Origin of the sequence: Streptomyces sp. NPDC046261, from assembly GCF_040646235.1 — a bacterium.
Taxonomy (GTDB): domain Bacteria; phylum Actinomycetota; class Actinomycetes; order Streptomycetales; family Streptomycetaceae; genus Streptomyces.
In genome coordinates, this window is sequence record NZ_JBEYZU010000006.1 from 131,555 (window position 1) to 156,190 (window position 24,636).

Here is a 24,636-nt window from a genome sequence, read left to right on the forward strand (position 1 = left end):
CGTCAAGGCACCATGGACCGATGCGCGACGACGACACCACGGCCATTGGCGCGCTCGTCGCCCGCGCGGTGGAGGGTGACCGGCAGGCCACCCACGACCTGCTCGCCCTGGTGCACCCGCTCGCGCTGCGCTACTGCCGCACGCGTCTGTCGCGGCTGCCGGGCGACGCCCGGCACTTCGTGGACGACCTCGCGCAGGAGGTCTGCCTCGCGGTGCTCTGCGCCCTGCCGCGCTACCGCGACACCGGGCGCCCCTTCGAGGCCTTCGTCGTGGCCATCGCCGCGCACAAGGTCGCCGATCTCCAGCGGGCCGCCATGCGGCACCCGGGGAGCACGGCCGTGCCCTCCGACCAGATGCCGGAGCAGCCGGACGACTCCCTCGGACCGGAGGAGCGGGCGCTGCTCAGCAGCGACGCGGAGTGGGCCAAGAAGCTGCTCGCCAACCTCCCGGAGAACCAGCGCGAGCTGGTCCTGCTGCGGGTCGCCGTGGGGCTGACGGCCGAGGAGACGGGACAGATGCTCGGCATGTCGCCGGGCGCCGTCCGCGTCGCCCAGCACCGCGCGCTCAGCAGGCTCCGCGCCCTCGCGGAGCAGTGAGGGAGCGGCTCGCGGGCGGCTCCGGGCGGCGACCTTCAGCTGTATTCGTACGAATCTCCAAGTGACGCGAGCCTCAGTGCTCGTGGAATGGGACACCCATAACGGCCGTTAGCATGGGAGTCCTCGCTGGGGCAAGACCATTTGGGAAGGTGTCATGACTGACAACGTCGACGGAATGCCCGGGAAATTCGCGATGCTCGGTCTGACATACGACGACGTCCTGCTGCTGCCGGGCGCCTCCGAGGTCCTGCCGAACGCCGTGGACACCTCCTCCCGGGTCTCGCGGAACGTACGGGTCAACATCCCGCTGCTGTCCGCCGCCATGGACAAGGTCACCGAGGCGCGCATGGCCATCGCCATGGCCCGTCAGGGCGGCGCGGGCGTGCTGCACCGCAACCTCTCCATCGAGGACCAGGCCAACCAGGTCGACCTGGTCAAGCGCTCCGAGTCCGGCATGGTCTCGGACCCGATCACGGTCCGCCCGGACGCCACGCTGGCCGAGGCGGACGCCCTGTGCGCCAAGTTCCGCATCAGCGGCGTGCCGGTCACCGACCCCGCGGGCAAGCTGCTCGGCATCGTCACCAACCGTGACATGGCCTTCGAGCTGGACCGCAGCCGCCAGGTGCGCGAGATCATGACCCCGATGCCGCTGGTCACGGGCAAGGTCGGCATCTCCGGCGAGGACGCCATCGAGCTGCTGCGCCGCCACAAGATCGAGAAGCTGCCGCTGGTGGACGACGCCGGCGTGCTCAAGGGCCTCATCACGGTCAAGGACTTCGTCAAGGCCGAGAAGTACCCCAACGCCGCGAAGGACGCCGAGGGCCGCCTGGTCGTCGGCGCCGCGGTGGGCGTCGGCGCCGAGGCCTTCGAGCGCGCCCAGGCGCTCGTCGAGGCCGGTGCGGACTTCCTGGTCGTCGACAGCGCCCACGGCCACAGCCGCGGCATCCTCGACATGATCTCCAAGGTGAAGTCCAACATCAGCGTCGACGTCGTCGGTGGCAACGTCGCCACCCGTGAGGGCGCCCAGGCCCTGATCGACGCGGGCGTGGACGGCGTCAAGGTCGGTGTCGGCCCCGGCTCGATCTGCACCACCCGCGTCGTCGCCGGCATCGGCGTCCCGCAGGTCACCGCGATCTACGAGGCCGCCCAGGCCTGCCACGCCGCCGGCGTGCCGCTCATCGGCGACGGTGGTCTGCAGTACTCCGGCGACATCGCCAAGGCGATCGCCGCCGGCGCCGACACGGTGATGCTCGGCTCGCTGCTCGCGGGCTGCGAGGAGTCGCCGGGCGAGATGGTCTTCATCAACGGCAAGCAGTTCAAGTCGTACCGTGGCATGGGCTCGCTGGGCGCCATGCAGTCCCGCGGTCAGGCGCGCTCCTTCTCCAAGGACCGCTACTTCCAGGACAACGTCCTCTCCGAGGACAAGCTCGTGCCCGAGGGCATCGAGGGCCAGGTGCCCTACCGCGGCCCGCTGGCCTCGGTCGCCCACCAGCTCATCGGCGGTCTGCGGGCCTCCATGGGCTACGTCGGCTCGGCGGACGTCCAGGAGCTCAAGGACAAGGGCCGCTTCGTGCGGATCACGTCGGCGGGTCTCAAGGAGAGCCACCCGCACGACATTCAGATGACGGTCGAAGCGCCGAACTACTCCCGCCGGTAGTAGTCGGAGCTTCGCACAGCGCCGTAGGAGCCCGCGACCGATAGGCCGCGGGCTCCGCCGCGTCGGGGATACTGGATGCGGCAGACGGAGCGCCAAGGAAAGTGAAAGGCCACACACGTGACTGAGATCGAGATCGGGCGCGGCAAGCGCGGCCGCCGGGCGTACGCCTTCGACGACATCGCCGTCGTCCCGAGTCGCCGTACCCGCGACCCGAAGGAGGTCTCGATCGCCTGGCAGATCGACGCCTACCGCTTCGAGCTGCCGTTCCTGGCCGCCCCGATGGACTCGGTCGTCTCGCCCGAGACCGCCATCCGCATCGGTGAGCTGGGCGGCCTCGGCGTGCTCAACCTCGAGGGTCTGTGGACCCGCTACGAGGACCCGGAGCCGCTGCTCGCCGAGATCGCCGAGCTGGACGAGACCGCCGCGACCAAGCGTCTGCAGGAGGTCTACGCCGAGCCGATCAAGGAAGAGCTGATCGGTCAGCGCATCAAGGAGGTCCGCGACTCCGGTGTCGTGACCGCCGCCGCGCTCTCCCCGCAGCGCACCGCGCAGTTCTCCAAGGCCGTCGTCGACGCCGGCGTGGACATCTTCGTGATCCGCGGCACGACCGTCTCCGCCGAGCACGTCTCGGGCGCCGCCGAGCCGCTGAACCTCAAGCAGTTCATCTACGAGCTCGACGTGCCGGTCATCGTCGGTGGCTGCGCCACGTACACGGCCGCCCTGCACCTGATGCGCACGGGCGCCGCCGGTGTCCTCGTCGGCTTCGGCGGTGGCGCCGCGCACACCACCCGCAACGTCCTGGGCATCCAGGTCCCGATGGCGACCGCCGTCGCCGACGTCGCCGCCGCCCGCCGTGACTACATGGACGAGTCCGGCGGCCGCTACGTCCACGTCATCGCCGACGGTGGCGTGGGCTGGTCCGGCGACCTGCCGAAGGCCATCGCCTGCGGTGCCGACGCCGTGATGATGGGCTCCCCGCTCGCCCGCGCCACCGACGCGCCGGGCCGCGGTTTCCACTGGGGCATGGAGGCCGTTCACGAGGACGTGCCGCGCGGCAAGCGCATGAACCTGGGCACGGTCGGCTCCACCGAGGAGATCCTCACCGGTCCCTCGCACACCCCGGACGGCTCGATGAACATGTTCGGCGCCCTGCGCCGTGCGATGGCCACCACGGGCTACAGCGACCTGAAGGAGTTCCAGCGGGTCGAGGTGACGGTCGCGCCGTCGCAGCACGACAACCGCTGACCTCGCGTCGGCTTCGGGCCCGGACCGCCACGGCGGTCCGGGCCTTTCGCGTTACCTGTCAGCCTGTGAGCGCCGTATAAACATTCGATCATAGGGAATACTGGCGACTTATGGCGCAAAGCAAGTCGTTCAGCGGCAGGGACATGGGTATCGACCTCGGCACCGCGAACACGCTGGTGTACGTACGGGGGAAGGGAGTGGTGCTCAACGAGCCCTCGGTCGTCGCCGTCAACGCCGAGGACGGCAGCGTGCTGTCGGTCGGCTTCGAGGCCAAGGAGACCATCGGGCGCACCCCCTCGACCATCGTCGCCATCCGCCCCCTGCGCGATGGCGTCATAGCCGACTTCGAGATAGCCGAGCGGATGCTGCGGCACTTCATCAAGAAGGTGATGGGCAACCGTCTCTTCTCCCGGCCGCGCGTCGTGGTGTGTGTGCCGTCCGGCATCACGGGCGTCGAGCGACGTGCCGTCATCGAGGCCGCGTCCCAGGCCGGTGCCCGGCAGGTGCACCTGGTCGAGGAGCCCATGGCGGCGGCGATCGGCGCGGGGCTGCCGGTCAGCGAGCCCACCGGCTGCATGGTCGTCGACATCGGCGGCGGCACCACCGAGGTCGCGGTGATCTCGCTGGGCGGCATCGTCACCGCCCGCTCGGTGCGGACGGCGGGCGACGCGATGGACGCGGCGATCATGTCGTACATCAAGAAGGAGTACGCCCTCGCGATCGGTGAACGCACCGCCGAGGAGATCAAGATGAGCATCGGCTCGGCCTCGCCCACGGGCTACTGGTCGGAGGCGGGGCTCGCGGCCCTCGCCCGCCGGGTCAAGAACGGGCAGGACGAGGCGGGCGGCGATCCGGAGGAGACCCAGGGGCTGCGGCCCGGCGACCGCTGCACCATCCGCGGCCGGGACCAGGTCAGCGGGCTGCCCAAGACGCTGGAGCTGACGGCCGACGAGATCCGGCACGCGCTGTCGGAGCCGGTGGACGCGATCGTCATGGCCGTGCGGCAGACCCTGGACGAGACCCCGCCGGAGCTGTCGGGCGACATCATGGACCGCGGCATCGTGCTGACCGGCGGTGGCGCGCTGCTGCGCGGCCTGGATGTGCGGCTGAGCTCGGAGCTCGACATTCCGGTGATCATCGCGGACGACCCGCTGGACTGCGTGGCCGTCGGTACCGGGCGCTGTGTGGAGAACTTCGCCTCCCTGCGGACCGTGCTGGACGCACAGCCGCGGCTGCTGTCGACCGGGCGGCTCTAGGCCGGCACTCGCCGGCTTCTTGTGCCCTCCCGGCTGCCGGGAGGGCCGGGGTGGGGGCCGACGCCGGAGCGGCGCTAGAGGCGGTGTGCCGCTCCCGCCGGGCTCGCGCCGCGGGTGTCCAGCAGCAGCTGGGCCTTGACCGAGAGCCCCTGCAGGTCGTACTTGCGGTGGTGCTGGAGAAGGACCGTCAGATCCGCGGCGGCCGCGGCCTCGTGGGGGCAGTCGGCTCGGGGCACGGGGTGGCCCAGGACGCGCCACTGCGGAACGTAGGGGTCGTGGTAGGTGAGCTGGGCGCCCATCTCCATCAGCCGGGAGGCGATCTCGCGGGCCGGTGAGCCCTCCTGGTCGCCGACGTCGGGCTTGTAGCTGACGCCCAGCAGCAGCACGCGGGCGCCGCGCGCCGACTTGCCGTGTTCGTTGAGGAGCGCCGCGCAGCGCTGGATGACGTAGCGCGGCATCCGCCCGTTGACCTCCTGGGCCAGTTCCACCATGCGCAGCGGGTAGCCGAGGCTGCGGCCCTTGTAGGAGAGGTAATTGGGGTCGATGGGCACGCCGTGGCCGCCCACCCCCGGTCCCGGGCGGAAGGCCTGGAAGCCGAACGGCTTGGTCTCGGCGCAGCGCACGACGTCCCAGAGGTCGACGCCGATGTCGTGACAGAAGACCGCCATCTCGTTGGCGAGCGCGATGTTGACGTGCCGGTAGTTGGTCTCCAGGACCTTGACCGCCTCCGCCTCGCGGGGGCCCCGGGCGCGGACGACCCGCTCGCACACGCGCCCGTAGAAGGCGGCCGCGGCCTCGGTGCAGGCGGGGGTGAGGCCGCCGATGACCTTCGGGGTGTTGGCGTAGGCGTGCTGGCGGTTGCCGGGGTCGAAGCGGCTGGGGGAGTAGGCGAGGTGGAAGTCCTGCCCGGCGCGCAGCCCGGAGCCCGTTTCGAGGAGGGGGCGCAGGAAGTCCTCCGTGGTGCCGGGGTAGACGGCGGATTCCAGCAGCACGGTGGTGTGCGGGCGGAGCCGGGGCGCGAGGGTGCGGGCCGCCTCGGCGATGGCGCTCAGGTCCAGGGCCCGGTCCTCGCCCAGCCGGGTGGGGGCGCAGATCACGGCCGTACGGACCCGGCCGAGCTCGGCGTCCTCGGTCGTGGCGCGGAAGCCGGCGGAGAGCATGCGGCGGATCCCGGCGGCGGTCAGGCAGCCGTCGGCGCCCTCGGAGGGCAGCCGCCCGGCGCGCAGGTCGGCGACGGTGCGCGGGTCGGGGTCGTAGCCGACGGTGGGGATGGCGGCGGCGGTGGCGGCCTGGGCGAGGGGGAGCCCGAGGTGGCCGAGGCCGATGACGGCGAGATCTGCGGGCATGTCGGGATGCGGTCCTTCCCGGAGGGGATTTCCGGCGGGGATCGGCCGTTACATCAGGTTAGGCGGATATATGACTGTTATCCGGTATTGCCGCGGCGTGGCATGCCGTCCGGGGCCGCCCCGGCGTGGTTCCGGTGGGCTCCGGCGCGGCCGAAGCGGCGGATCTGGGGCAGCATCGAAGGAGAACGGGTGCCCGCCCGGCGCGGCGCGGCCGTGGCGCGGGCGCGGCGCCGGTACGGCGTAGGGCGTCGCGCGGACGCGATCGCGGGTGCGGTGCGGGCACGGCAGGGCGTGACGGGACCAGCGGCACACCGGCGGCAGCGGTTCACCGGCAACGGCGGCGAGAGCGGCCAGGCGGGAGGCAGTGGTGAGGACAGCGACACTCGGGCCGGCCGAGCGCGGACAGGCGCTCGCCCGGATGGCGGAGCGGGAACTGGACATCCTGGTCGTCGGCGGCGGCGTGGTCGGCGCCGGCACCGCGTTGGACGCGGCCACGCGCGGCCTGGCGACCGGGCTCGTCGAGGCGCGGGACTGGGCGGCCGGCACGTCCAGCCGGTCCAGCAAGCTCATCCACGGCGGCCTGCGCTATCTGGAGATGCTCGACTTCGCCCTGGTGCGCGAGGCCCTCAAGGAACGCGGGCTGCTGCTGGAGCGGCTCGCCCCGCACCTGGTCAAGCCGGTGCCCTTCCTCTATCCGCTGCAGCACAGAGGCTGGGAGCGCCTCTACGCCGGCTCCGGTGTGGCCCTCTACGACGCCATGTCCGTCTCCTCCGGCCACGGCCGCGGCCTGCCCACCCACCGTCACCTCACCCGTAAGAAGGCGCTGCGGGTCGCGCCCTGCCTGCGCAAGGACGCGCTGATCGGCGCCCTGCAGTACTACGACGCCCAGATGGACGACGCCCGCTACGTCACCACCCTGGTACGCACCGCCGCCGCCTATGGCGCGGACGCCGCCAACCGGGCCCGCGTCGTGGGCTTCCTGCGCGAGGGCGAGCGCGTGGTCGGCGCCCGGGTGCGCGACCTGGAGCAGGGCGGCGAATTCGAGATCCGGGCCCGGCAGGTCGTCAACGCCACCGGGGTGTGGACGGACGACACGCAGCAGCTCATCGCCGAGCGCGGCCAGTTCCACGTGCGGGCCTCGAAGGGCATCCACCTGGTCGTACCGAAGGACCGCATCCACTCCACGACCGGGCTGATCCTGCGCACCGAGAAGAGCGTGCTCTTCGTCATTCCATGGGGCAGGCACTGGATCATCGGCACCACGGACACGGACTGGGACCTGGACAAGGCCCACCCCGCCGCGTCCAGCGCGGACATCGACTATCTGCTGGAGCACGTCAATTCCGTGCTCGCGGTGCCGCTCACCCGCGACGACGTCCAGGGCGTGTACGCCGGGCTGCGCCCCCTGCTGGCCGGCGAGTCGGACGCCACCAGCAAGCTCTCCCGCGAGCACACCGTGGCGCACCCGGTGCCGGGGCTGGTGGTCGTGGCGGGCGGCAAGTACACCACGTACCGGGTGATGGCGAAGGACGCGGTGGACGAGGCGGTGCACGGCCTCTCCCAGCGGGTGGCGGAGTGCGTGACGGAGGACGTGCCGCTGGTGGGCGCGGAGGGCTACCGCGCGCTGTGGAACGGTCGGGCACAGATCGCCCTCCGCACGGGACTGCACGTGGCGCGCGTCGAACACCTGCTCAACCGGTACGGCTCGGTGGTGGACGAGGTGCTCTCCTACGTCACCGCCGATCCGGCGATGGGCGAGCCGCTGGCCGGTGCGGAGGACTATCTGCGGGCGGAGGTCGTCTATGCCGCCTCGCACGAGGGAGCGCGCCATCTGGACGACGTGCTCACGCGGCGCACCCGGATCTCCATCGAGACCTTCGACCGGGGCACGCGCTGCGCCCGTGAGGTCGCCGGGCTGATCGCGCCCGTACTGGGCTGGGACGCGGCGCAGGTCGACAAGGAGGTCGAGCACTACGAGAAGCGCGTGGAGGCGGAGCGCGAGTCCCAGCGGCAGCCGGACGACCTGACGGCGGACGCGGCGCGGCTGGGGGCCCCGGAGATCCAGCCGATCTGACCGGACGGGCGCTCAGTCGCAGAACTCCTGCCGCAGAAGTCTGGCTTCTGTCTTCTGCGGCAGGCGGGAGTCGCTGTTGACGCGGTAGCTGACCAGGTGCCGCCCGTCGGCGGTGGCCAGCGTCTGGACGTACGAACCGTTGATCTCGCCGTTGTGGCCCCACACCGTGCGCCGGCAGGGCAGCCGGACGGGGAACACGCCCATGCCGTAGCAGCCTCCGGTGGCCCGGGTGTCCAGCATGGCGCGGAGCTGGGACGGGGGCAGCAGCGCGCCGCCGAGCAGGGCCTGGAAGAAGCGGTTGAGGTCGGGGAGGGTGGAGACCATCTCGCCGGCGGCGCCCGCCGCGGACGGGTTGAGTTCGGTGACGTCGTGGGCGGTCCCCGGCCCTGACGCGCTGTAGGCCCGGCCGTGCGGGGAGGGCAGCGTGGCCCGGGTGCCCGGAAAACTGGTGCCGGACAGGCGCAAGGGGGCGATGACGCGGCGGCGGGCCTCGGCGGCGTAGGAGCGGCCCGTGACCTGACGGATGACCATGCCGAGCAGGAGGTAGTCGGTGTTGGAGTAGCGGTAGCGCGTCCCGGGCGGCGCGTACGGGGGATGCGCGAGCGCGGTCCGTACCAGCGTGTCCGGGGAGTGGGACACGAAGCGGTGGGCGGCGAAGCCCCGGCCGAAGAAGTCGCGGTGGAAGCCCCGGTCGTCGGTGTAAGAGAACAGGCCGCTGGTGTGGGTGAGGAGTTGGCGGACCGTGACGTAACGGCCGTACCGGGCGCCGGCCAGGGCGTTCGCGGTCGCCGGAGGCAGGTGTCCGATGACCGGATCGTCCACGTTCAGCCGGCGTTCGGCCGCCAGCTGGAGGGTGACCGTGGCGATGACCGTCTTGGTGACGCTCCCGGCGCGGAACCGGTCCGTGAGCCGGATGCCGCGTCCGGTCCGCACGTCCGCCACGCCCGCCGTACCGAACCGGACCACCCCATGAGCATCCTGTGACAGCTCGGCGGCACCGGGAACCGTCCGCTGCGAAACCAGGTCCTGTAGAGGGGAGCGGGCGACGACGCCGCCGCGTCCCGTCGTCACCGACGCCGTCACGGCGCAGCACAGCGCGGCCATGGTCGCGGTGAGGCGCGGGAAGGCGGAGCACGTCGGCATGCGCCCATCATCCATGGCCTCTCGGACCCTGGCCTTCCACTGGTCTGCGGATGAGAGACAATGGTCGCTCTGCCAGGGTCGGTTGGTCGCAGAGCTGATTGCCAGAGGGGACGCATGTCGGAGGCGGAGCAGACGCAGGGCACGACAGGGCGCCTCCTCGCCGGGCGTTACCGCCTCGGGGACGTCCTCGGGCGCGGTGGCATGGGCACGGTCCACCGGGCGACGGACGAGACGCTGGGCCGTGTGGTCGCGGTGAAGGAGCTGCGTTTCCCGGCCAACATCGACGAGGACGAGAAGCGCCGGCTGATCACCCGGACGCTGCGTGAGGCGAAGGCCATCGCCCGCATCCGCAGCGCTGGCGCGGTCACCGTCTACGACGTCGTGCACGAGGACGACCGTCCGTGGATCGTCATGGAGCTCATCGAGGGCCGCTCGCTGGCCGAGGTCATCCGCGAGGACGGCCCGCTGAAGTGGCGTAGAGCCGCCGAGGTCGGCCTGGCCGTCCTCGACGTCCTGAGCGCCGCGCACCGCGAGGGCATCCTGCACCGCGACGTGAAGCCGTCCAACGTGCTCATCGCGGACGACGGCCGCGTCGTCCTGACCGACTTCGGCATCGCTCAGGTCGAGGGCGACCCGTCGGTCACCTCGACGGGCATGCTCGTCGGCGCCCCCTCCTACATATCCCCCGAGCGCGCGCGGGGCCAGAAGCCCGGCCCTCCGGCCGACCTGTGGTCCCTGGGCGGCCTGCTCTACGCCGCCGTAGAGGGCGCCCCTCCGTACGACAAGGGGTCGGCCATAGCGACCCTCACGGCCGTCATGACCGAACCTCTCGGGCCGCCGCGCAACGCCGGTCCCCTGGAGGGCGTCATGTACGGGCTGCTCGCCAAGGACCCGCAGAAACGACTCGACGAGGCAGGTGCGCGCGCCCTGCTGACGGACGCCGTCAACGCCCCGGACGAGCGCCTGCCCAAGCCGCCCGCGCCCACCCCGGACCTGGACGCCACCCAGGCGCTCGCCATCCCGTCCATACCCGAGAAGCCCTCCCGCCCGGCGCCGACTTCCCCGCCGTCGTCGTCTTCTGCTTCCTCCTCTTCTTCGTCCAGGGCGAAGAAGAGCGGCTACGGCTATGGCGACCGGTCGTCGTCCTCACAGGCTCCCGCCTCCTCCCGCTCCACCTCCTCCGCTTCCGCGCCGGCCCCGGCCAGGAGCTCGCGTGCGGGCGAGGGGCGCGCGGCCACGCAGCGGACGCCGGGCGCCTTCAGGCCCCTGCGGGACGACACTCCGGCGAGCTCGTCGGCCGCGCAGGCGGACGGGTCCGCGCAGCAGGTGAAGCTGCGGGTGGGCAGTGTCGCCGCCAGTGCCCGGGGTCGCGTCGGCTCACGGACCGGCACCTACGGCCGGGCGTCCCTGACGGACGTCGTGCCGCGCCGCGTGCTGCTCATCGCGGCGGTCGTCGTCGTCCTGGCCGTCATCGGCACCGTGCTCGCCCTCAACCTGGGCGGCGGCGAGGAGAAGGACGGCAAGGGCGGCCCCTCGCACAAGAAGGCCGAGGTCGTGACCACGTCGGTCTTCGACGCCCCCGACGGCTTTCCCCGCGCACGCTGACACGACCGGCGCGCGCCGACCCGGCCCGCGCTCCACCTCAGACGCATAACGGGCGGCGTGCTGGGGACGTACTGAGCCGTACGGGCCCGAAGGGGCGGCTTCGGCACGTATCGTGAGTCATCGTGGACGGTAAGCAACCGCAATAAGCAGCCGAACGACCGGCTTTGGTAGTTGTTCGGGGCAATGGTGCTGCATCCCACGATGGGTCGGATCGCACGATTGGGGAGGCGTCGTGGACGACTACGCGGGCCGGGTGCTCGCCGACCGTTACCGCCTGCCGTTGCCCCCCTCCGACGCCTTCGAGCTCGCGGAGACCCGGGCCTTCGACACCTACAGCGGCCAGGAAGTCCTGGTCCGTCAGATTCCGCTGCCCGAGGTCGTGGACGCCGAGGTCCTCGGCGACGAGACCTCGCGAGCCGCCGGCCCCGCATACGGGGCGGGGCCAGGGGCCGGGAGCGCGTCCGGCAGCGGGGCAGCGGGCGCGTCCGGTGCGGGCGGCAGAGCCATGGGCGGAGGCGCGGGGCGTACGGGCCAGGGCGCGGGCGACCCCGCGGTGCGGCGTGCGCTGGCGGCCGCGACCGCCGCTGCCCAGGTCCCCGACCACCCCCGGCTCGACCAGGTCTTCCACGTCTTCGCCGAGGCGGGCAGCCTCTGGATCGTCAGCGAACTCGTCTCCGCCCGCCCGCTCGCCGCGCTCCTCGCCGAGCGCACCCTCTCCCCGCACCGTGCCGCCGAGGTGGCCGCGGACGTCCTCACCGCCCTGCGGGCCCTGCACTCCCAAGGCTGGACCCACCGCAACATCACCGCCCGCACGGTCCTCATCTGCGACGACGGCCGCGCCATCCTCACGGGCCTGGCCGCCGGCGCGGCGGAGGAAGCACTGTGCGGTTACGACCCCGTTCCCGCGACGCAGGCGGCGCCGGGGGCTTCGGGAGCCGGTGCCCAGACCTACGGTGCGGGCGCCGCCGGCGGCTCTGCCGCACGGTCGGGCGGTGTACCGGCGCAGGGCAGGCCCGCCTCTCGCGACCAGGGCTCCGGGGGCGGGTTCGTCCGCCCGAACACCACCGACGCCGCCGAACAGGGCGGTGCGCGGAACCCACGAGCGGTGCGGTCCGGTGCCATCGCCGCGTACCACGCGGCCGCCCGTGCCGCCGCCGCGCGCGCGGCGGCCGACGCCGGCCCCCGCCCCCCGGCCGGGGCGTCCACCTGGGGTGGCGGCAGCGCCGCCAGCGGCACCGCCCCCGCGCCCGGCTCCACTCCGCCGTGGAGCGCGGAGACCCTGATGACCGGCGCCACCCCGGGCCGTGCGGCGGAGCCGAGCGCCGCCGCACCGCACAGCACACCCCCGGCCCAGGGCGGACAGAAGACCGCCGCCGCGACAGCGCCCCCGCCCGGGCGCCCCTCGGGCAGCTGGGCGCACACGGGCGGCCCCGGCAGCGCCCTCGCCGCCGAACGGGCCCGGCAGGCCCGCATGGTCGTGGTGGGCGCCGTCACCGAACGCTGGGCGCCCGAGCAAGCCTGGCCCGTCCAGGAGAACTGGCAGCTCGCACCCCCCGTGGGCCCCGCGGCCGACCTGTGGGCGCTGGGTGCGCTGCTCTTCCGCGTCGTGCAGGGCCACGCCCCCTACCCCGAGGACAACACGGCCGAGCTGGTCCAGGTCGTCTGCGCCGAACCGCCCGCGTACGCCGAGGAGTGCGGCGCGCTGCGGCCCGTCGTCGAGTCGCTGATGCGCAAGGACCCGACCGAACGCCCGGAATTCGAGGAGCTCCGGGGCTGGCTGCGTTCGCTGATCCGCTCCGCCCCGGAGCCGGACATCGGCAGCCGCACGGTCACCGTGCCCTCGATCGGGACCCCGGCCCCCGCCGACCCGCGCCGGCTGCCCGTCATCCGCCGGCGCGGCGAACTGGTCCGCCGACGCCGCGCCCGTGCCTCCGCCTCCTCCGCGGAGCCGGCCGCCGCGCACGGGCGGCACAAGAAGACGGTCAAGGAGCGCGGCAGGACGCCCCAGGCCCACGAACAGGCCGGCTTCCACAGCACGGGACATCTGCGGGAGACGCGCGTACACACGGCTCCCGCACCGCAGCGCCTGGGCCGACTGCTCCTCGGCCTGATCCTGCTCGCCCTGGTCGGGGCCGTGCTCTATGCCCTGCTGTTCATGCCGAGCGCGGAGGAGAGCGCCGGCCAGAGTCCGGCCGACCGCACCGGCTCCGCCGGAGCGCTGAGCGCGGCACCCAACAACCCCGGCTCCAACGGCAGGATGGGCCAGACCGCCGCCGCCGGTGCGCAGACCGACCGGGCCGAGGAGACTGCCGACACCCAGGGGTTCACCTCCCGCAAGGACCCCAAGGGCTTCACCGTCGCCGTCGCCAAGGACTGGCAGCGGCGCGGTGAGAACGAGCGCGGCCAGGTCGTCTACGTCGGCGGCGACTACGAGCTGGTCGTGGTGCCGGGCCGCGACAAGACCTCGGAGTTCGGCAGCGACCCGATGGCCTACCAGCAGGACAAGGAGCCCGAGCTGGCCCCGTACCGCTCCTCCTCCTGGTCGGGCGCCTCCGGCCTGCGGCGCAGCGATGTCGGCGGCAGGGCGACGGCGGAGGGCACGTTCCACTGGAACGACAGCAGCGGACGCCAGGTGTATGCCCGCAACGCGGCGATGATCCTCGGCGGTCGCTACCACCTCGTCCAGGTGCGCGGCCCGATGAACGAACAGCGCTCGGTCGACCGCTTCTTCGAGCAGGCCATCTCCACCTACCGGACGCACGGCTGAGCGACGGCCGCGCTTCGCCTGCCGAGCCCGGTGTTCAGTCGGAGAAGCGCTCGCGCAGCTTGTACTTCAGTACCTTGCGGAGCGTGTCGTTGCGCGGCAGCTCTTCGACGATCTCCAGCTGCTCGGGCAGTTTGTGCACGGCCAGGCCCGCGCCGCGCAGATGGGCCGTCACGGCGTCGAGGGTCAGGGGCATGGCACCGGCTGGCTGCTGGACCACCGCGCACACGCGCTCGCCGCGTGTGACGTCGGGGAGGCCGATGACGGCCGCGTCCTCGACACCGGGGTGTCCGTAGAGGAGCTGTTCGATCTCCTGCGCGGAGATGTTCTCGCCCTTGCGGATGATGACGTCTTTCGCGCGGCCGGTGAGGACCAGGTAGCCGTCCTCGGTGAGGTGGCCGAGGTCGCCGGTGATGAGGAAGCCGTCCCTGTCGAACGCCTCGGCGTTCTGGGCCGCGTCGAGGTAGCCCCGGCAGACCGCTTCGCCGCGCAGTCGTATCTCCCCGTCCGTACCGGCGGGCACCGGCCTGCCGTCCGCGCCCACGACGCGTATCTCCATCCCCTCCGGTGGTCTGCCTTCCGTGCAGGCCAGCCTCTCCCCGGGATCGTCCGGAGACCCCATGGTGATCATCGGTGCCTCGGTCATGCCGTAGCCGTGGGTGAGCCGGCATCCCAGTTCGCGGACGACCTCTTCGTAGAGCTCGGGCGGCTTGGGCGCCCCGCCGCCCGCCATGAGCCGCAGCGTGGGGAGAAGCCTGCGGGTGGGGTCTTTGCGCTGCTCGGCGAGGAACATCGCGTAAAAGGCGGTGGATCCGCCCGCCACGGTGACGCCGTGACGCCGGTAGGCATCGAGTGAACCCGGCAGCGCGAAGTGCTCCAGGAGCACCGCCGGGAAGCCGCGCAGCAGGGCCATCACGGTGTAGTCGGGCCCGGCCACGTGCGCGTACGGGAAGGCCATGGAGCCGACGTCGTCGGGAGTCAGGCCGAGCGCGTCGGCGAGAGCGGTCCCGGCGGCGATGAGGCCGCGGTCGGTGTGCAGGGCGCCCTTGGGGTCGGATGTCGTGCCGGACGTCCAGTAGATCCAGCGCACGGTCGTCCCGTCGGCCGGTGGGGGCGGAAGCCGGGCGGGATCCGCCTCGGGGAGGGCGTCGTAGGCCGGGAACACCAGGGGCGGGTGGGGCAGGGTCCTGGCGAGGCGGTGAGCCATCGCGGTGTGGTCGAAGCCCCGCCAGACGCCCGGTACGGCGAGGAACCCGGCCTCGGTGGCCCGCAACGCATGCCCGACCTCGCGGTCGCGGTAGTGGGGGATCAGGGGGGTCTGGACGGCGCCCAGGCGGGCCAGGGCGAGCGTCAGGACGACGGTCTCGAGGCGGGTGGGCAGCTGCCAGGCCACGCGGCTGCCGGGGTGGATGCCGAGGGTGTGCAGCCAGGCGGCCACCCGCTCGCAGCGGCGGCGCAGCTCGGCGAAGGTCAGCCGGCGGTCGTCGCCGCCCGGTCCGGCGGGTTCGTCGGCCTGGATGAGCGCGGGTGAGCCGGGCGTGAGGTCCGCCCGACGTTCGAGGAGCTCCCACAGCGTGCGCGAGCCGGCCAGTTCCCGGGAGGCGGTAGCGGGCGCCATGGCGGTCCCCCTCTGCTAGCTGATGCGGCGTCATGTGCTGCGGGAGCGTAGGTCCGGCGCGCTTGTCGGTCCAGGGGGGCGGGGCTAGCCTCCTTGAGAAAGCTGACGACTCGTCAGAACAGCGAGGGAGCCAGCCCATGGACCTGCCGCGCATCGTCAGTGTCGACGACCATGTGATCGAGCCCGCCCATCTCTTCGAGACCTGGTTGCCCGCCAAGTACCGCGACCGTGGCCCCCGCCCCGTGACCGCCGGCATCGGCGAGCTGGAGTACGTCGGCGGGAAGTACCGCGTCACCATGGACCCGGACGGCCCGCCCGCCGACTGGTGGATCTATGAGGACCTGCGGTTCCCGTACAAACGCAACATCGCGGCCGTCGGCTTCCACCGGGACGACATGACCCTGGAGGGCATCACCCGGGCCGAGATGCGCCGCGGCTGCTGGGACCCGGCGGCGCGCCTGAAGGACATGGACCTCAATCACGTCGAGGCCTCCCTGTGCTTCCCCACGTTTCCCCGCTTCTGCGGACAGACCTTCGCGGAGGCGCACGACAAGGAAGTCGCCCTCGCCTGCGTGCGGGCCTACAACGACTGGATGGTCGAGGAGTGGTGCGGCGACAGCGGCGGCCGGCTGATCCCGCTGTGCATCATCCCGCTCTGGGACATCGATCTCGCCGTCGCGGAGATCCAACGGAACGCCTCGCGCGGGGTCCGGGCCATGACCTTCAGCGAACTGCCCACCCACCTCGGCCTGCCCAGCATTCACACCGGCTACTGGGATCCCCTCTTCGCCGTCTGCCAGGAGACGCGGACGGTCGTCAACATGCACATCGGCTCCTCCTCGCAGATGCCCGCCGCCTCACCCGACGCCCCACCCGCCGTCCAGGCGACCCTGTCCTTCAACAACGCCATGGCCTCGATGTCGGACTTCCTCTTCAGCGGCGTCCTCGTGCGCTTCCCTCGCCTCACCCTCGCCTACAGCGAGGGACAGATGGGCTGGATCCCCTACGCCCTGGAACGCGCGGACGACGTCTGGCGGGAGCACCGCGCCTGGGGCGGCGTCCGCGACGTCATCCCCGAACCGCCCTCCACCTACTACTACCGGCAGATCTTCTGCTGCTTCTTCCGCGACAAACACGGCATCGCGTCACTCGATGCGGTGGGCCGCGACAACGCCACCTTCGAGACCGACTATCCGCACGTGGACTCCACCTTCCCCCACACCAAACGCGTGGCCCTGGACCATGTGAGGGGCCTCGACGACGAGACCGTCCACAAACTCATGCGCGGCAACGCCATCCGGATGCTCGGCCTGGACCTCGACGACCCGGCCACGTGAGCCATGGACCTCGGCAGCACCACGGAAGAGGACGACTTCCGCCACCGGCTCCGGGCCTGGCTTCACGAGACGCTGCCCCGGCTGCCCGCCAAGCCCCCGGCGACGGACTGGCCCGCCCGCCGCGCCTACGACTGCGCGTGGCAGCGGGCGCTGTACGACGCCGGATACGCGGGCCTGCACTGGCCCACCGACGCCGGCGGGCGGGGCGCCACACCCACCCAGCACCTGATCTTCCTGGAGGAGACCGAGCTGGCGGGCGCGCCGTATGTGGGCGCCAACTTCGTCGGTCTCCTGCACGCCGGGCCCACCATCGCGGCGGAGGGCACGGCCGTCCAGCGAGCGCGCTGGCTGCCGCCGATCCTGCGCGGCGAGGAGGTCTGGTGCCAGGGCTTCTCCGAACCCGAGGCCGGCTCCGATCTCGCTTCCCTACGCACCCGCGCGGTGCGTGACGGGGACGCGTACGTCGTCACCGGCAGCAAGATCTGGACCTCGCACGCCGAGGTCGCCGACTGGTGCGAACTGCTCGTGCGCACCGACCCCTCGACCCCCGGCCACCGGGGCCTGTCCTGGCTGGCCATGCCGATGGACACCCCCGGAGTGACCGTCCGGCCTCTGCGGACCCTCGCCGGATCGGCGGAGTTCGCCGAGGTGTTCCTCGACGGCGTACGCGTGCCGGTCGCCAACCGCTTGGGCGCCGAGAACGACGGCTGGCGCGTCACCATGGTCACCCTCTCCTACGAGCGCGGCACCGCGTTCGCCGGAGAGGTCGTCGCCTGCCGTCGCACCCTCGCCCGGCTGGCCCGTGCCGCACGGGAGAACGGACGGTGGGACGACACCGTCCTGCGGCGTCGTCTCGGCCACCTGAACGCCGTCTTCGCAGCCCTGTGGCGCCTGGTCCAGTGGAATGCGAGCGAAGCCGAAGCCTCACTGCGCTCCGGAGGCGACGGTGTGCCGGGCACCGGCGGGTCGGTCTTCAAATTGCGCTATTCCCAGGCGCGGCAGGAGTTGTACGACACTGCCGCCGAGATCCTCGGCCCGCTGGCCCTGGACGCCGATCACGAGTGGACCGTCGAGCGTCTGTCCTCCCTCGCCTACACCATCGCCGCGGGCACCTCCCAGATTCAGCACAACATCATTGCCGAGCGCATCCTCGGCCTGCCCCGGGGACGGTGAAAGAGATCATGGATTTCCGGCTCAGCGACGATCAACGCGCCCTGCGGGCAGGAATACGGGAACTTCTGGCGGCACGATTCCCACGGGAGAGGCACCGCGCGGCAGTGGATGCCGAAGAACCGGAAAACCACTTCGACCACGCGCTGTGGCGCGAGTTGGGAAAAGCCGGTTTGTTCGGTCTGAGGCTGCCGGAGGAGGCCGGCGGGGTCGGTCTCGGGCCGGCGGAGGCGGTGCTCGTCTTCGAGGAGGCAGGGCGTGCCCATCTGCCCGGCCCGCTGGTCGCCACGCACCTCGCTGCGGGCCTCGTGCCCGGCGCCGCCGAGGGCACGACGGTGGTGACGGCCCTGGAAAGGCCCGGCATGGTCGAACACCTCGCCGCGGCTGACGCCGTGTTGCTTCTCGACGGCCCGGCCCCCCGGGTGCTCGAGACGAGCGGAGGCAGAGGACCGGTCCTGCTCGCGGCGCGGTCCGTACGGTCGGTCGACCCCACGACGCCACTGCATCTCGTGGAGCGGCTCCCCCCACCCCAGGAGACAAAGCCGACCCCCGGACCCCGCCGCTCCGCCGACCTCAGCCAGGCGGCCATGCTGCTGACCGCCGCCCAGCAACTCGGCAGTGCCGGCCGCACCCTGGAAATGGCGGTCTCCTATGCGAAAAGCCGTACCCAGTTCGGCCGCCCTATCGGGGCTTTCCAAGCGGTGCAGCACCTGTGCGCACAAATGCTCGTCCGTACGGAACTCGCACGCAGTAGCGCGTACGCCGCGTCATTGATTATGACTCTCCGTGACATATCCGTGGCCAAACTGCTCGCCGATGAGGCTGCCGTCCGTAATGCCCGTGACTGTTTGCAACTGCATGGAGGGATGGGCTTCACATGGGAGGGTGACATCCATCCCCACCTGAAGCGGGCATGGCTGAGGGTCGAACAGTGGCAGACGGGGGCGGAGGCCGAGGAGGTGCTGGCGGCAGCGCTCCTTGGTCGTCCGGAAAATTGCTCGACGGAAATCGCGAATCACCCGAATGGCGCTGTGTAATCGGTGTGGGTGAAATATACGCCTTGCGGCCGATAAATGATCACGCTGCGTCGATATCGAGTTGTGTTCTTCGCGTTACTCGTCACAGTGCGGAGTCGGGCCGGGCCTCGGGTACTCTCCGTGGGATGCGAGTGGTTCAGGGGCTCAACAAAACCGGTATCGCGGAAGCCGCCGTGCCGGGTGCGGGAATGCCCTCCGCTCGTGTCGTCACGGGGTTCGAAAGACCCTGTTGTTCGAGCCCCGACAGCGCGCGTCGCACAGTATGCAGCACGCATACTCCTTTGCGCCGGAATATGCCTGAAGCGCTTGTTGGGGTAACTGTACGTCAACCATGCTGTCTCGGAAGGGGCTCACGTTCCGTGATCCCCCTGAGACGCGAGGCGTTGTGTCCGCCGGTTCGGATGGTGTGAGCGGTGCAGGTGCTTCAGATGCAGATGGAGGTTCGGGCCGACCCCGCGGAGGTGGGGCGGGCCCGCAGGTGGGCGCGGTCGCGGCTCGCCGGATCGGGCATAGGGGCCGATGAGCCGCTGGCCGAGACGCTGATCCTGCTGATCTCGGAGTTGGTCACCAACGCCGTCGTGCACACGGGGTGTCCGGCCGTCCTGCGGATGCTCTTCCCCGGCGCGGGTGCCGCTGTCGGCGCGGCCGCGGGGTCGCGCATCGACACCGTCCGGGTGGAGGTGGCCGACATCAGCGCCCGCCCGCCGAGGCGGCGGTGCGCCGAGGGCGACGACACCGGCGGCAGGGGCCTGGAGCTCGTGGACGGCCTGGCGGACCGCTGGGGATGGCACCGGGAGGGTGCCGGAAAGCGCATCTGGTGCGAGGTCGATCGCGGGGCGCCGCTCTGGAGCGGCACTTTTGAGCCACAACACGCCGCGACAAATCGGGCTTAGTCGACAAAGTCCAGACCAGGTGTTGACGTGAAGTGTTCACGTGATCACCCTTGGATGCAGCGATTCGTTGCGAGGGGACGTCGAGAGGCCCATGTGCCCAGGGCTGCCTTGGCGAGTGCGGGTCGCGGCCCGGCGCGACAACAGGGCTCAGGCGCCGGAGCTGGGTGGCGGCGTACGGTGCCGTGCTCGGGGTGCGCATCTGTGCGCCGCCGCCCGCCCGAACCGTCGACGGGCCCACGTGCCCACCTGCCGCGTGCGTGACGCGTAGCGGGCTCCTTTCAGAAAATCGCCACGGGTGAGACCGGTGTCCCGACCCCGCCGACGAACGGCTCGGGCATGGCTGCCAGCAGAAACGCGTAGCGCCGCTCTTCCGCGCAGGCTTTCGAAAGACCTTCCAGATTCCAATTCTGACCCTGCGGCATGCCCATCTCGACGAGGTCGAGAGCATGCACCGGCAGCCAGAGGTCATCGATCTCCGGCGGGAAGATCTCGAAGGTGAGGGTGTCGTTGGCGACAGCCGCGACATCGCGGGCATGAAACCACTCGGGAGTGCGGATCGACAGGCCGGGCGAAGGATAGGCGTACGCCTGTTTGTCACCCGTCAGATACCGCTGAATCTGGCCAGTTCGCACGAGCACGATGTCGCCGGTCCCGACCGAGACGCCGGCCAGTTCCTCCGCCGCCTCGAGGTCCTCGGGTGTGACGACGTGACCGCTGTCGAGCCGGTCCACGTCCCTGGCGCGCGCGACATCGAGCAGTACCCCGCGCGAGACGATGTGCCCGGCCTTCTCGATGCCGTTGAAGGCGGCGCGCCCGTGTGCGGTGATCGAGTCCGCCGGCCGTCCGTTGTAGAGCTTCCCGCTGTGCGAGACATGGCACAGCCCGTCCCAGTGGGTGCCGGCCTGAAGGCCCATGGTCACGGTGTCGTCGCTGGTGGCAACCGTCCCCGGTCCGAACAGCTCCACATTGATCGCGACCATGGTGTGCAGGGGATTGACCCTGCCCGGTATCACCCCCGTCTGCACTCCGTCCTGCTGCAGCGGAAGGGCCAGGGGAACGCGGCGTCCGCTGGAGACGGTCGCGGCCGCCGCGCGGACGACCGTGTCGGTGATGAGGTTGAGGGTGCCGATCTCATCGTCCGCACCCCAGCGTCCCCAGTTGTTGACTCGCTTGGCCAGCTCGTGGAACTCGCCCGGCAACGGCATGGAATCCTCCCGGATCGCGATCTGGTGTGGTTCGCCTTTGCTCGCCTACAGGTCTTGTGCTCGCGCTCGCGCTGCCCAAAAATCTAACGGGCCGTCAGAAACTGCGGGAAGGGGCACACCGTGGGGAACTTCTTGGCCGGCAAAGTGGTCGCCGTCACCGGTGCGGGACGGGGCATCGGCAGAGCCGTCGCCCTGGCCTGCGCTGCCGAGGGGGCCAAGGCCGTCGTGAACGATCACGGCGTGTCCGTCGCGGGCGACAAGCCCACCACCGAGGTCGCGACCATCGTGGCCAAGGAGATCGAAGCCGCAGGCGGCGAGGCCACCGCCCTGGCGGATGACGTGTCGACCATGGCCGGCGGCCAGCGGATCGTGGATACGGCACTGGCGCGGTACGGGCGCCTCGACGGCGTCGTCTGCGTCGCCGGAATCCTCCGCGAGCGCATGCTCTTCAATATGACCGAAGAGGAGTGGGACCCGGTCATCGCCACCCACCTGAAGGGCACCTTCACCGTCTTCCGCGCAGCCTCCGCCGTCATGCGCCGGCAGCGAAGCGGCACCCTCATCGGCTTCACCAGCGGAAACCACCAAGGCAGCGTCGCGCAGGCCAACTATGCCTCCGCCAAGGGAGGCGTCATCTCCCTCGTCCGCAGTGCCGCACTGGGCCTGCACCAATACGGGGTCACCGCCAACTGCGTCGCCCCCGTGGCCCGGACACGCATGTCCGCCAATGTGCCGATGGAGCTCAAGGAGATCGGTGAGCCGGAAGACGTGGCCGCGCTGGTGGTCTACCTGCTCAGCGAGCGTGCTCGCGAGGAGCGGATCACCGGACAGGTCTACACGGTCGCCGGCCCCAAGATCGCGGTCTGGGCGCAGCCGCGCGAACTGCGGGCCGCCTACGCGGAGGGGCCTTGGACCCCCGATCGGATCGCCGACATCCTCCCGGGAACGGTAGGAGTCGACCCCATGCCCATGCTGGACCGGCTCCAGGCCATGGCCGACGCGGCCGCCGCCGGACAACGCCCCAACGCGTAACGCGCCGAGCGCCGACGGGAGAGGGCATGGACTTCGCATTCGGACCGGAGGACGAGGCGTTCCGCCGGGAGGCGCGGGAGTGGCTGGCCGAGCACACCACCGGTGATCCGTCCCGCGCCGCCGGCCGGGCCTGGGAACGCGAGCTCGGCAACGACGGCTGGATCGGCCTCGGCTGGAGCCCCGCACGCGGCACCTACGGCAACCGCACCACCACCCTGACCGGGCAGGTCGTCTGGGCCGAGGAGTACGCCCGCGCCCAGGCGCCCGCCCGCCTCGGCCACCTCGGCGAGAACCTCCTGGGCCCCACCCTCCTCGCTCACGGTGACGACGCCCAGTGCGCCCGCTTCCTGCCCGCCATCGCCCGGGGCGAGGAACTCTGGTGCCAGGGCTACAGCGAACCCGGAGCGGGATCCGACCTGGCAGCCGTGCGCACCACGGCCGTGCGCGCCGACGACGGACGCACGTACCGCGTCAGCGGACAGAAGATCTGGACCTCCCTCGCCCACGAGGCCGACTGGTGCTTCGTGCTGGCCCGCTCCACCGAGGGATCCCGGCGCCACCACGGACTCTCCTTCCTGCTGGTAGCGATGGACCAGCCGGGCCGGATCGAGGTCCGTCCCATCCGGCAGATGTCCGGAGCCGCCGACTTCAACGAGGTGTTCTTCGACGGAGCCGAGGCCCGCGCCGAGCACCTCGTCGGCGGCGAGGGCAACGGCTGGCGTGTGGCCGTAGGGCTCCTGGCCCGGGAGCGCGGGGTTTCCACCCTGGTTCAGCAGATCGGCTTCGCCGCCGAGCTGGCCCGCGTGATCCGCCTCGCCGTGGAGGCCGGCGCCGCAGCGGAGCCGGCGGTACGGGACCGGCTCGTACGGCAATGGGCCGACCTGCAGAGCATGCGCTGGAACGCCCTGCGGACCCTGGGCGCGGCCGACGACCCCGGGGCGCCCAGCGTGGCCAAGCTGCTGTGGGGCGGCTGGCACAAACGGCTCGGTGAACTGGCGATGCAGGTGCGGGGCGCGTCCGCCGCCCTGGGACCGGACGACTGGCGCGCCGACAGGCCGTACCGACTGGACGCCCTGCAACGCCTGTTCCTCTTCAGCCGGGCCGACACGATCTACGGCGGCTCGGACGAGATCCAGCGCGACATCATCGCCGAGCGCGTCCTCGGCCTGCCGAAGGAGCCACGACCATGACGGCGTACGGGCACTGGATCGCCGGCGCCTGGCGCGCGCCGGAAAAGGGGCACTATCCAGTTGTCAATCCGGCGACCGAAGAGGTCGTCGGGGAGGCCCCGGAGTCGACTTCCGCCGAAGTCGCCGACGCCGTGGCCGCCGCACAGGCCGCACAGGGCGGCTGGTCGCGTACCGATCCGCGCGAACGCGCGGCCGTGCTGGAGCGGATCGCCGATCTGCTCACGGAACGGAAGGGAGAGCTCGTCCCCCTTCTCCAGGCCGAGACGGGCGCTACCATGCGTGTCGCCTCGTCCCTGCAGGTGCTCCCGGCAGCCGATCGCTTCCGGCGCTACGCGCGCGGGGCGATGGAGCCGTCTGTCATCCCGCTCGCGCCGCGGGTCGTCGCCTCCGGCCCGCTGGCGCCCGGCGGCCTGCTCGCTGCCGCCGCGGTCCGTCGTCCCGTGGGCGTCGTGTGCTGCATCACCTCCTACAACTTCCCGGTCGTCAATCTCGCGGGCAAGGTGGCACCCGCTCTGGCCATGGGCAACGCGGTCGTCGCGAAGCCCGCGCCGCAGGACCCTCTCTGCTGCCTGGAGCTGGGCCCGCTGTTCCGGGAGGCCGGCCTCCCGGACGGGGTGTTCAACGTGGTCACCGGCTCGGGACCGGCCACCGGCGAGGCGCTCGTGGCGCACCCGGCCGTCGACATGATCAGCTTCACGGGCTCCACCGCCGTGGGAAAGGAAATCGCCGAAGCCGCGGGGAGGTCGATGAAGCGCGCCTTGATGGAACTGGGCGGCAAGGGCGCGGCCATCGTCCTGGAGGACGCCGACGACACAGTGCTCAAGTCGGCGATCGAAGCGGTCGGTTCGGTCTGGTCGTTCCACAGCGGGCAGATCTGCACGGCGCCGACCCGGGTGCTCGTCCACCGATCGCTGTACGAGCAGGTCGTCGCCGGTCTCAAACAGTACGCCGAGTCACTGACAATCGGGGACCCTGTGGATAACTCCACGATCGTCGGCCCGTTGATCTCCGCCGCGCAGCGCGATCGCGTCGAGGCGTACATCGCCGGGGCCCGCGAGGAGGGGGCCCGGATCGTCGTCGGGGGCGCCCGCCCCGGCATCCGGCCCGGGTTCTACGTCGCTCCTACCCTCATCGCCGAAGTCGCGCCCGGCATGACCGTCGCCCGCGAGGAGCTCTTCGGTCCCGTGGTGGCCGCCATGGCCTTCGACGACGAGGACGAGGCGGTCCGTATCGCCAACGGCACGTCCTACGGCCTCTACGACTATGTCTTCAGCGCCGATACCGCGCGGGCCTGGGCGCTCGCCGCACAGCTGCGCAGCGGCAACGTCGGCATCAACACCGCGCAACGGCACCCCGAGACGCCCTTCGGCGGTTTCAAGGACAGCGGGATCGGCCGGGACGGCGGTTCCTTCGCCCTGGAGGCGTACAGCGAGCTCCAGTCGGTCGTGTGGCCGTCCTGACCGCTCAA

17 protein-coding genes and 1 pseudogene are annotated in these 24,636 nt (G+C 71.5%); 14 read left to right on the forward strand and 4 right to left on the reverse strand.

What is annotated here, in order from left to right; translation table 11 throughout:
• Positions 1 to 20: 20 nt before the first annotated feature.
• The 4 genes from ABZ956_RS13960 (at position 21) to ABZ956_RS13975 (ending at position 4,754) form a co-directional block, all read left to right on the forward strand.
• Positions 21 to 596, forward strand: coding sequence for a sigma-70 family RNA polymerase sigma factor (locus ABZ956_RS13960; RefSeq protein WP_361891819.1), 576 nt, complete (start codon positions 21 to 23; stop codon positions 594 to 596).
• 154 nt (positions 597 to 750) lie between these two features.
• On the forward strand, positions 751 to 2,253 hold the full coding sequence (gene guaB / locus ABZ956_RS13965) for an IMP dehydrogenase (RefSeq protein ID WP_361891822.1): 1,503 nt from the start codon (positions 751 to 753) through the stop codon (positions 2,251 to 2,253).
• A 117-nt stretch (positions 2,254 to 2,370) separates the two neighbouring features.
• Positions 2,371 to 3,498 (forward strand): GuaB3 family IMP dehydrogenase-related protein, encoded by a 1,128-nt coding sequence (locus ABZ956_RS13970; RefSeq protein WP_071964501.1) that lies wholly within the window; start codon positions 2,371 to 2,373, stop codon positions 3,496 to 3,498.
• A gap of 110 nt (positions 3,499 to 3,608) precedes the next feature.
• Positions 3,609 to 4,754 carry a rod shape-determining protein gene (locus tag ABZ956_RS13975; RefSeq protein ID WP_361891825.1) on the forward strand — a complete coding sequence of 382 codons (1,146 nt, stop codon included), beginning with the start codon at positions 3,609 to 3,611 and terminating at the stop codon, positions 4,752 to 4,754.
• Positions 4,755 to 4,828: 74 nt separating this feature from the next.
• Here the strand turns inward: ABZ956_RS13975 and ABZ956_RS13980 are convergent, their stop codons facing one another.
• Positions 4,829 to 6,100 (reverse strand): nucleotide sugar dehydrogenase, encoded by a 1,272-nt coding sequence (locus ABZ956_RS13980; RefSeq protein ID WP_361891829.1) that lies wholly within the window; start codon positions 6,098 to 6,100, stop codon positions 4,829 to 4,831.
• Between the two features lie 367 nt (positions 6,101 to 6,467).
• On the opposite strand from ABZ956_RS13980, the gene ABZ956_RS13985 reads away from it, so the two are divergent.
• Positions 6,468 to 8,174, forward strand: coding sequence for a glycerol-3-phosphate dehydrogenase/oxidase (locus tag ABZ956_RS13985; RefSeq protein WP_361891832.1), 1,707 nt, complete (start codon positions 6,468 to 6,470; stop codon positions 8,172 to 8,174).
• Positions 8,175 to 8,186: 12 nt separating this feature from the next.
• On the opposite strand, the gene ABZ956_RS13990 is transcribed toward ABZ956_RS13985, so the two are convergent.
• Positions 8,187 to 9,317, reverse strand: coding sequence for a serine hydrolase domain-containing protein (locus ABZ956_RS13990; protein WP_361891834.1), 1,131 nt, complete (start codon positions 9,315 to 9,317; stop codon positions 8,187 to 8,189).
• A gap of 114 nt (positions 9,318 to 9,431) precedes the next feature.
• On the opposite strand from ABZ956_RS13990, the pseudogene ABZ956_RS13995 reads away from it, so the two are divergent.
• Both ABZ956_RS13995 and ABZ956_RS14000 read left to right on the forward strand, forming a co-directional pair.
• Positions 9,432 to 10,844, forward strand: a pseudogene (locus tag ABZ956_RS13995) (serine/threonine-protein kinase); the annotation flags it as partial.
• A 310-nt stretch (positions 10,845 to 11,154) separates the two neighbouring features.
• A complete protein-coding gene (locus ABZ956_RS14000) occupies positions 11,155 to 13,689 on the forward strand; it encodes a protein kinase (RefSeq protein WP_361891837.1) in 2,535 nt (844 codons plus the stop codon).
• Between the two features lie 34 nt (positions 13,690 to 13,723).
• Here ABZ956_RS14000 and ABZ956_RS14005 read toward each other — a convergent pair whose 3' ends face one another.
• The gene (locus ABZ956_RS14005) at positions 13,724 to 15,304 is read right to left on the reverse strand and encodes an AMP-binding protein (RefSeq protein WP_361891839.1); all 1,581 of its coding nucleotides are present in this window, start codon (positions 15,302 to 15,304) and stop codon (positions 13,724 to 13,726) included.
• Positions 15,305 to 15,441: 137 nt separating this feature from the next.
• On the opposite strand from ABZ956_RS14005, the gene ABZ956_RS14010 reads away from it, so the two are divergent.
• From ABZ956_RS14010 to ABZ956_RS14025, 4 genes are all read left to right on the forward strand, one after another.
• Positions 15,442 to 16,641 carry an amidohydrolase family protein gene (locus tag ABZ956_RS14010; RefSeq protein ID WP_361891842.1) on the forward strand — a complete coding sequence of 400 codons (1,200 nt, stop codon included), beginning with the start codon at positions 15,442 to 15,444 and terminating at the stop codon, positions 16,639 to 16,641.
• A 3-nt stretch (positions 16,642 to 16,644) separates the two neighbouring features.
• The gene (locus ABZ956_RS14015; RefSeq protein ID WP_361891845.1) at positions 16,645 to 17,814 is read left to right on the forward strand and encodes an acyl-CoA dehydrogenase family protein; all 1,170 of its coding nucleotides are present in this window, start codon (positions 16,645 to 16,647) and stop codon (positions 17,812 to 17,814) included.
• An 8-nt stretch (positions 17,815 to 17,822) separates the two neighbouring features.
• Positions 17,823 to 18,848, forward strand: coding sequence for an acyl-CoA dehydrogenase family protein (locus tag ABZ956_RS14020; protein ID WP_361892447.1), 1,026 nt, complete (start codon positions 17,823 to 17,825; stop codon positions 18,846 to 18,848).
• Between the two features lie 413 nt (positions 18,849 to 19,261).
• Positions 19,262 to 19,741 carry an ATP-binding protein gene (locus ABZ956_RS14025; protein ID WP_361891848.1) on the forward strand — a complete coding sequence of 160 codons (480 nt, stop codon included), beginning with the start codon at positions 19,262 to 19,264 and terminating at the stop codon, positions 19,739 to 19,741.
• A 278-nt stretch (positions 19,742 to 20,019) separates the two neighbouring features.
• On the opposite strand, the gene ABZ956_RS14030 is transcribed toward ABZ956_RS14025, so the two are convergent.
• Positions 20,020 to 20,946 carry a cyclase family protein gene (locus ABZ956_RS14030; RefSeq protein ID WP_361891850.1) on the reverse strand — a complete coding sequence of 309 codons (927 nt, stop codon included), beginning with the start codon at positions 20,944 to 20,946 and terminating at the stop codon, positions 20,020 to 20,022.
• Between the two features lie 120 nt (positions 20,947 to 21,066).
• Between ABZ956_RS14030 and ABZ956_RS14035 the strand changes: the two genes are divergently transcribed.
• The 3 genes from ABZ956_RS14035 to ABZ956_RS14045 are packed head-to-tail and all read left to right on the forward strand — an operon-like array spanning position 21,067 to position 24,628.
• Positions 21,067 to 21,978, forward strand: coding sequence for an SDR family NAD(P)-dependent oxidoreductase (locus ABZ956_RS14035; RefSeq protein ID WP_361891853.1), 912 nt, complete (start codon positions 21,067 to 21,069; stop codon positions 21,976 to 21,978).
• Positions 21,979 to 22,004: 26 nt separating this feature from the next.
• Positions 22,005 to 23,168 carry an acyl-CoA dehydrogenase family protein gene (locus ABZ956_RS14040; protein ID WP_361891856.1) on the forward strand — a complete coding sequence of 388 codons (1,164 nt, stop codon included), beginning with the start codon at positions 22,005 to 22,007 and terminating at the stop codon, positions 23,166 to 23,168.
• Positions 23,165 to 24,628 (forward strand): aldehyde dehydrogenase family protein, encoded by a 1,464-nt coding sequence (locus ABZ956_RS14045; protein WP_361891858.1) that lies wholly within the window; start codon positions 23,165 to 23,167, stop codon positions 24,626 to 24,628. The genes ABZ956_RS14040 and ABZ956_RS14045 overlap by 4 nt, the downstream gene beginning before the upstream one ends.
• Positions 24,629 to 24,636: the final 8 nt, after the last annotated feature.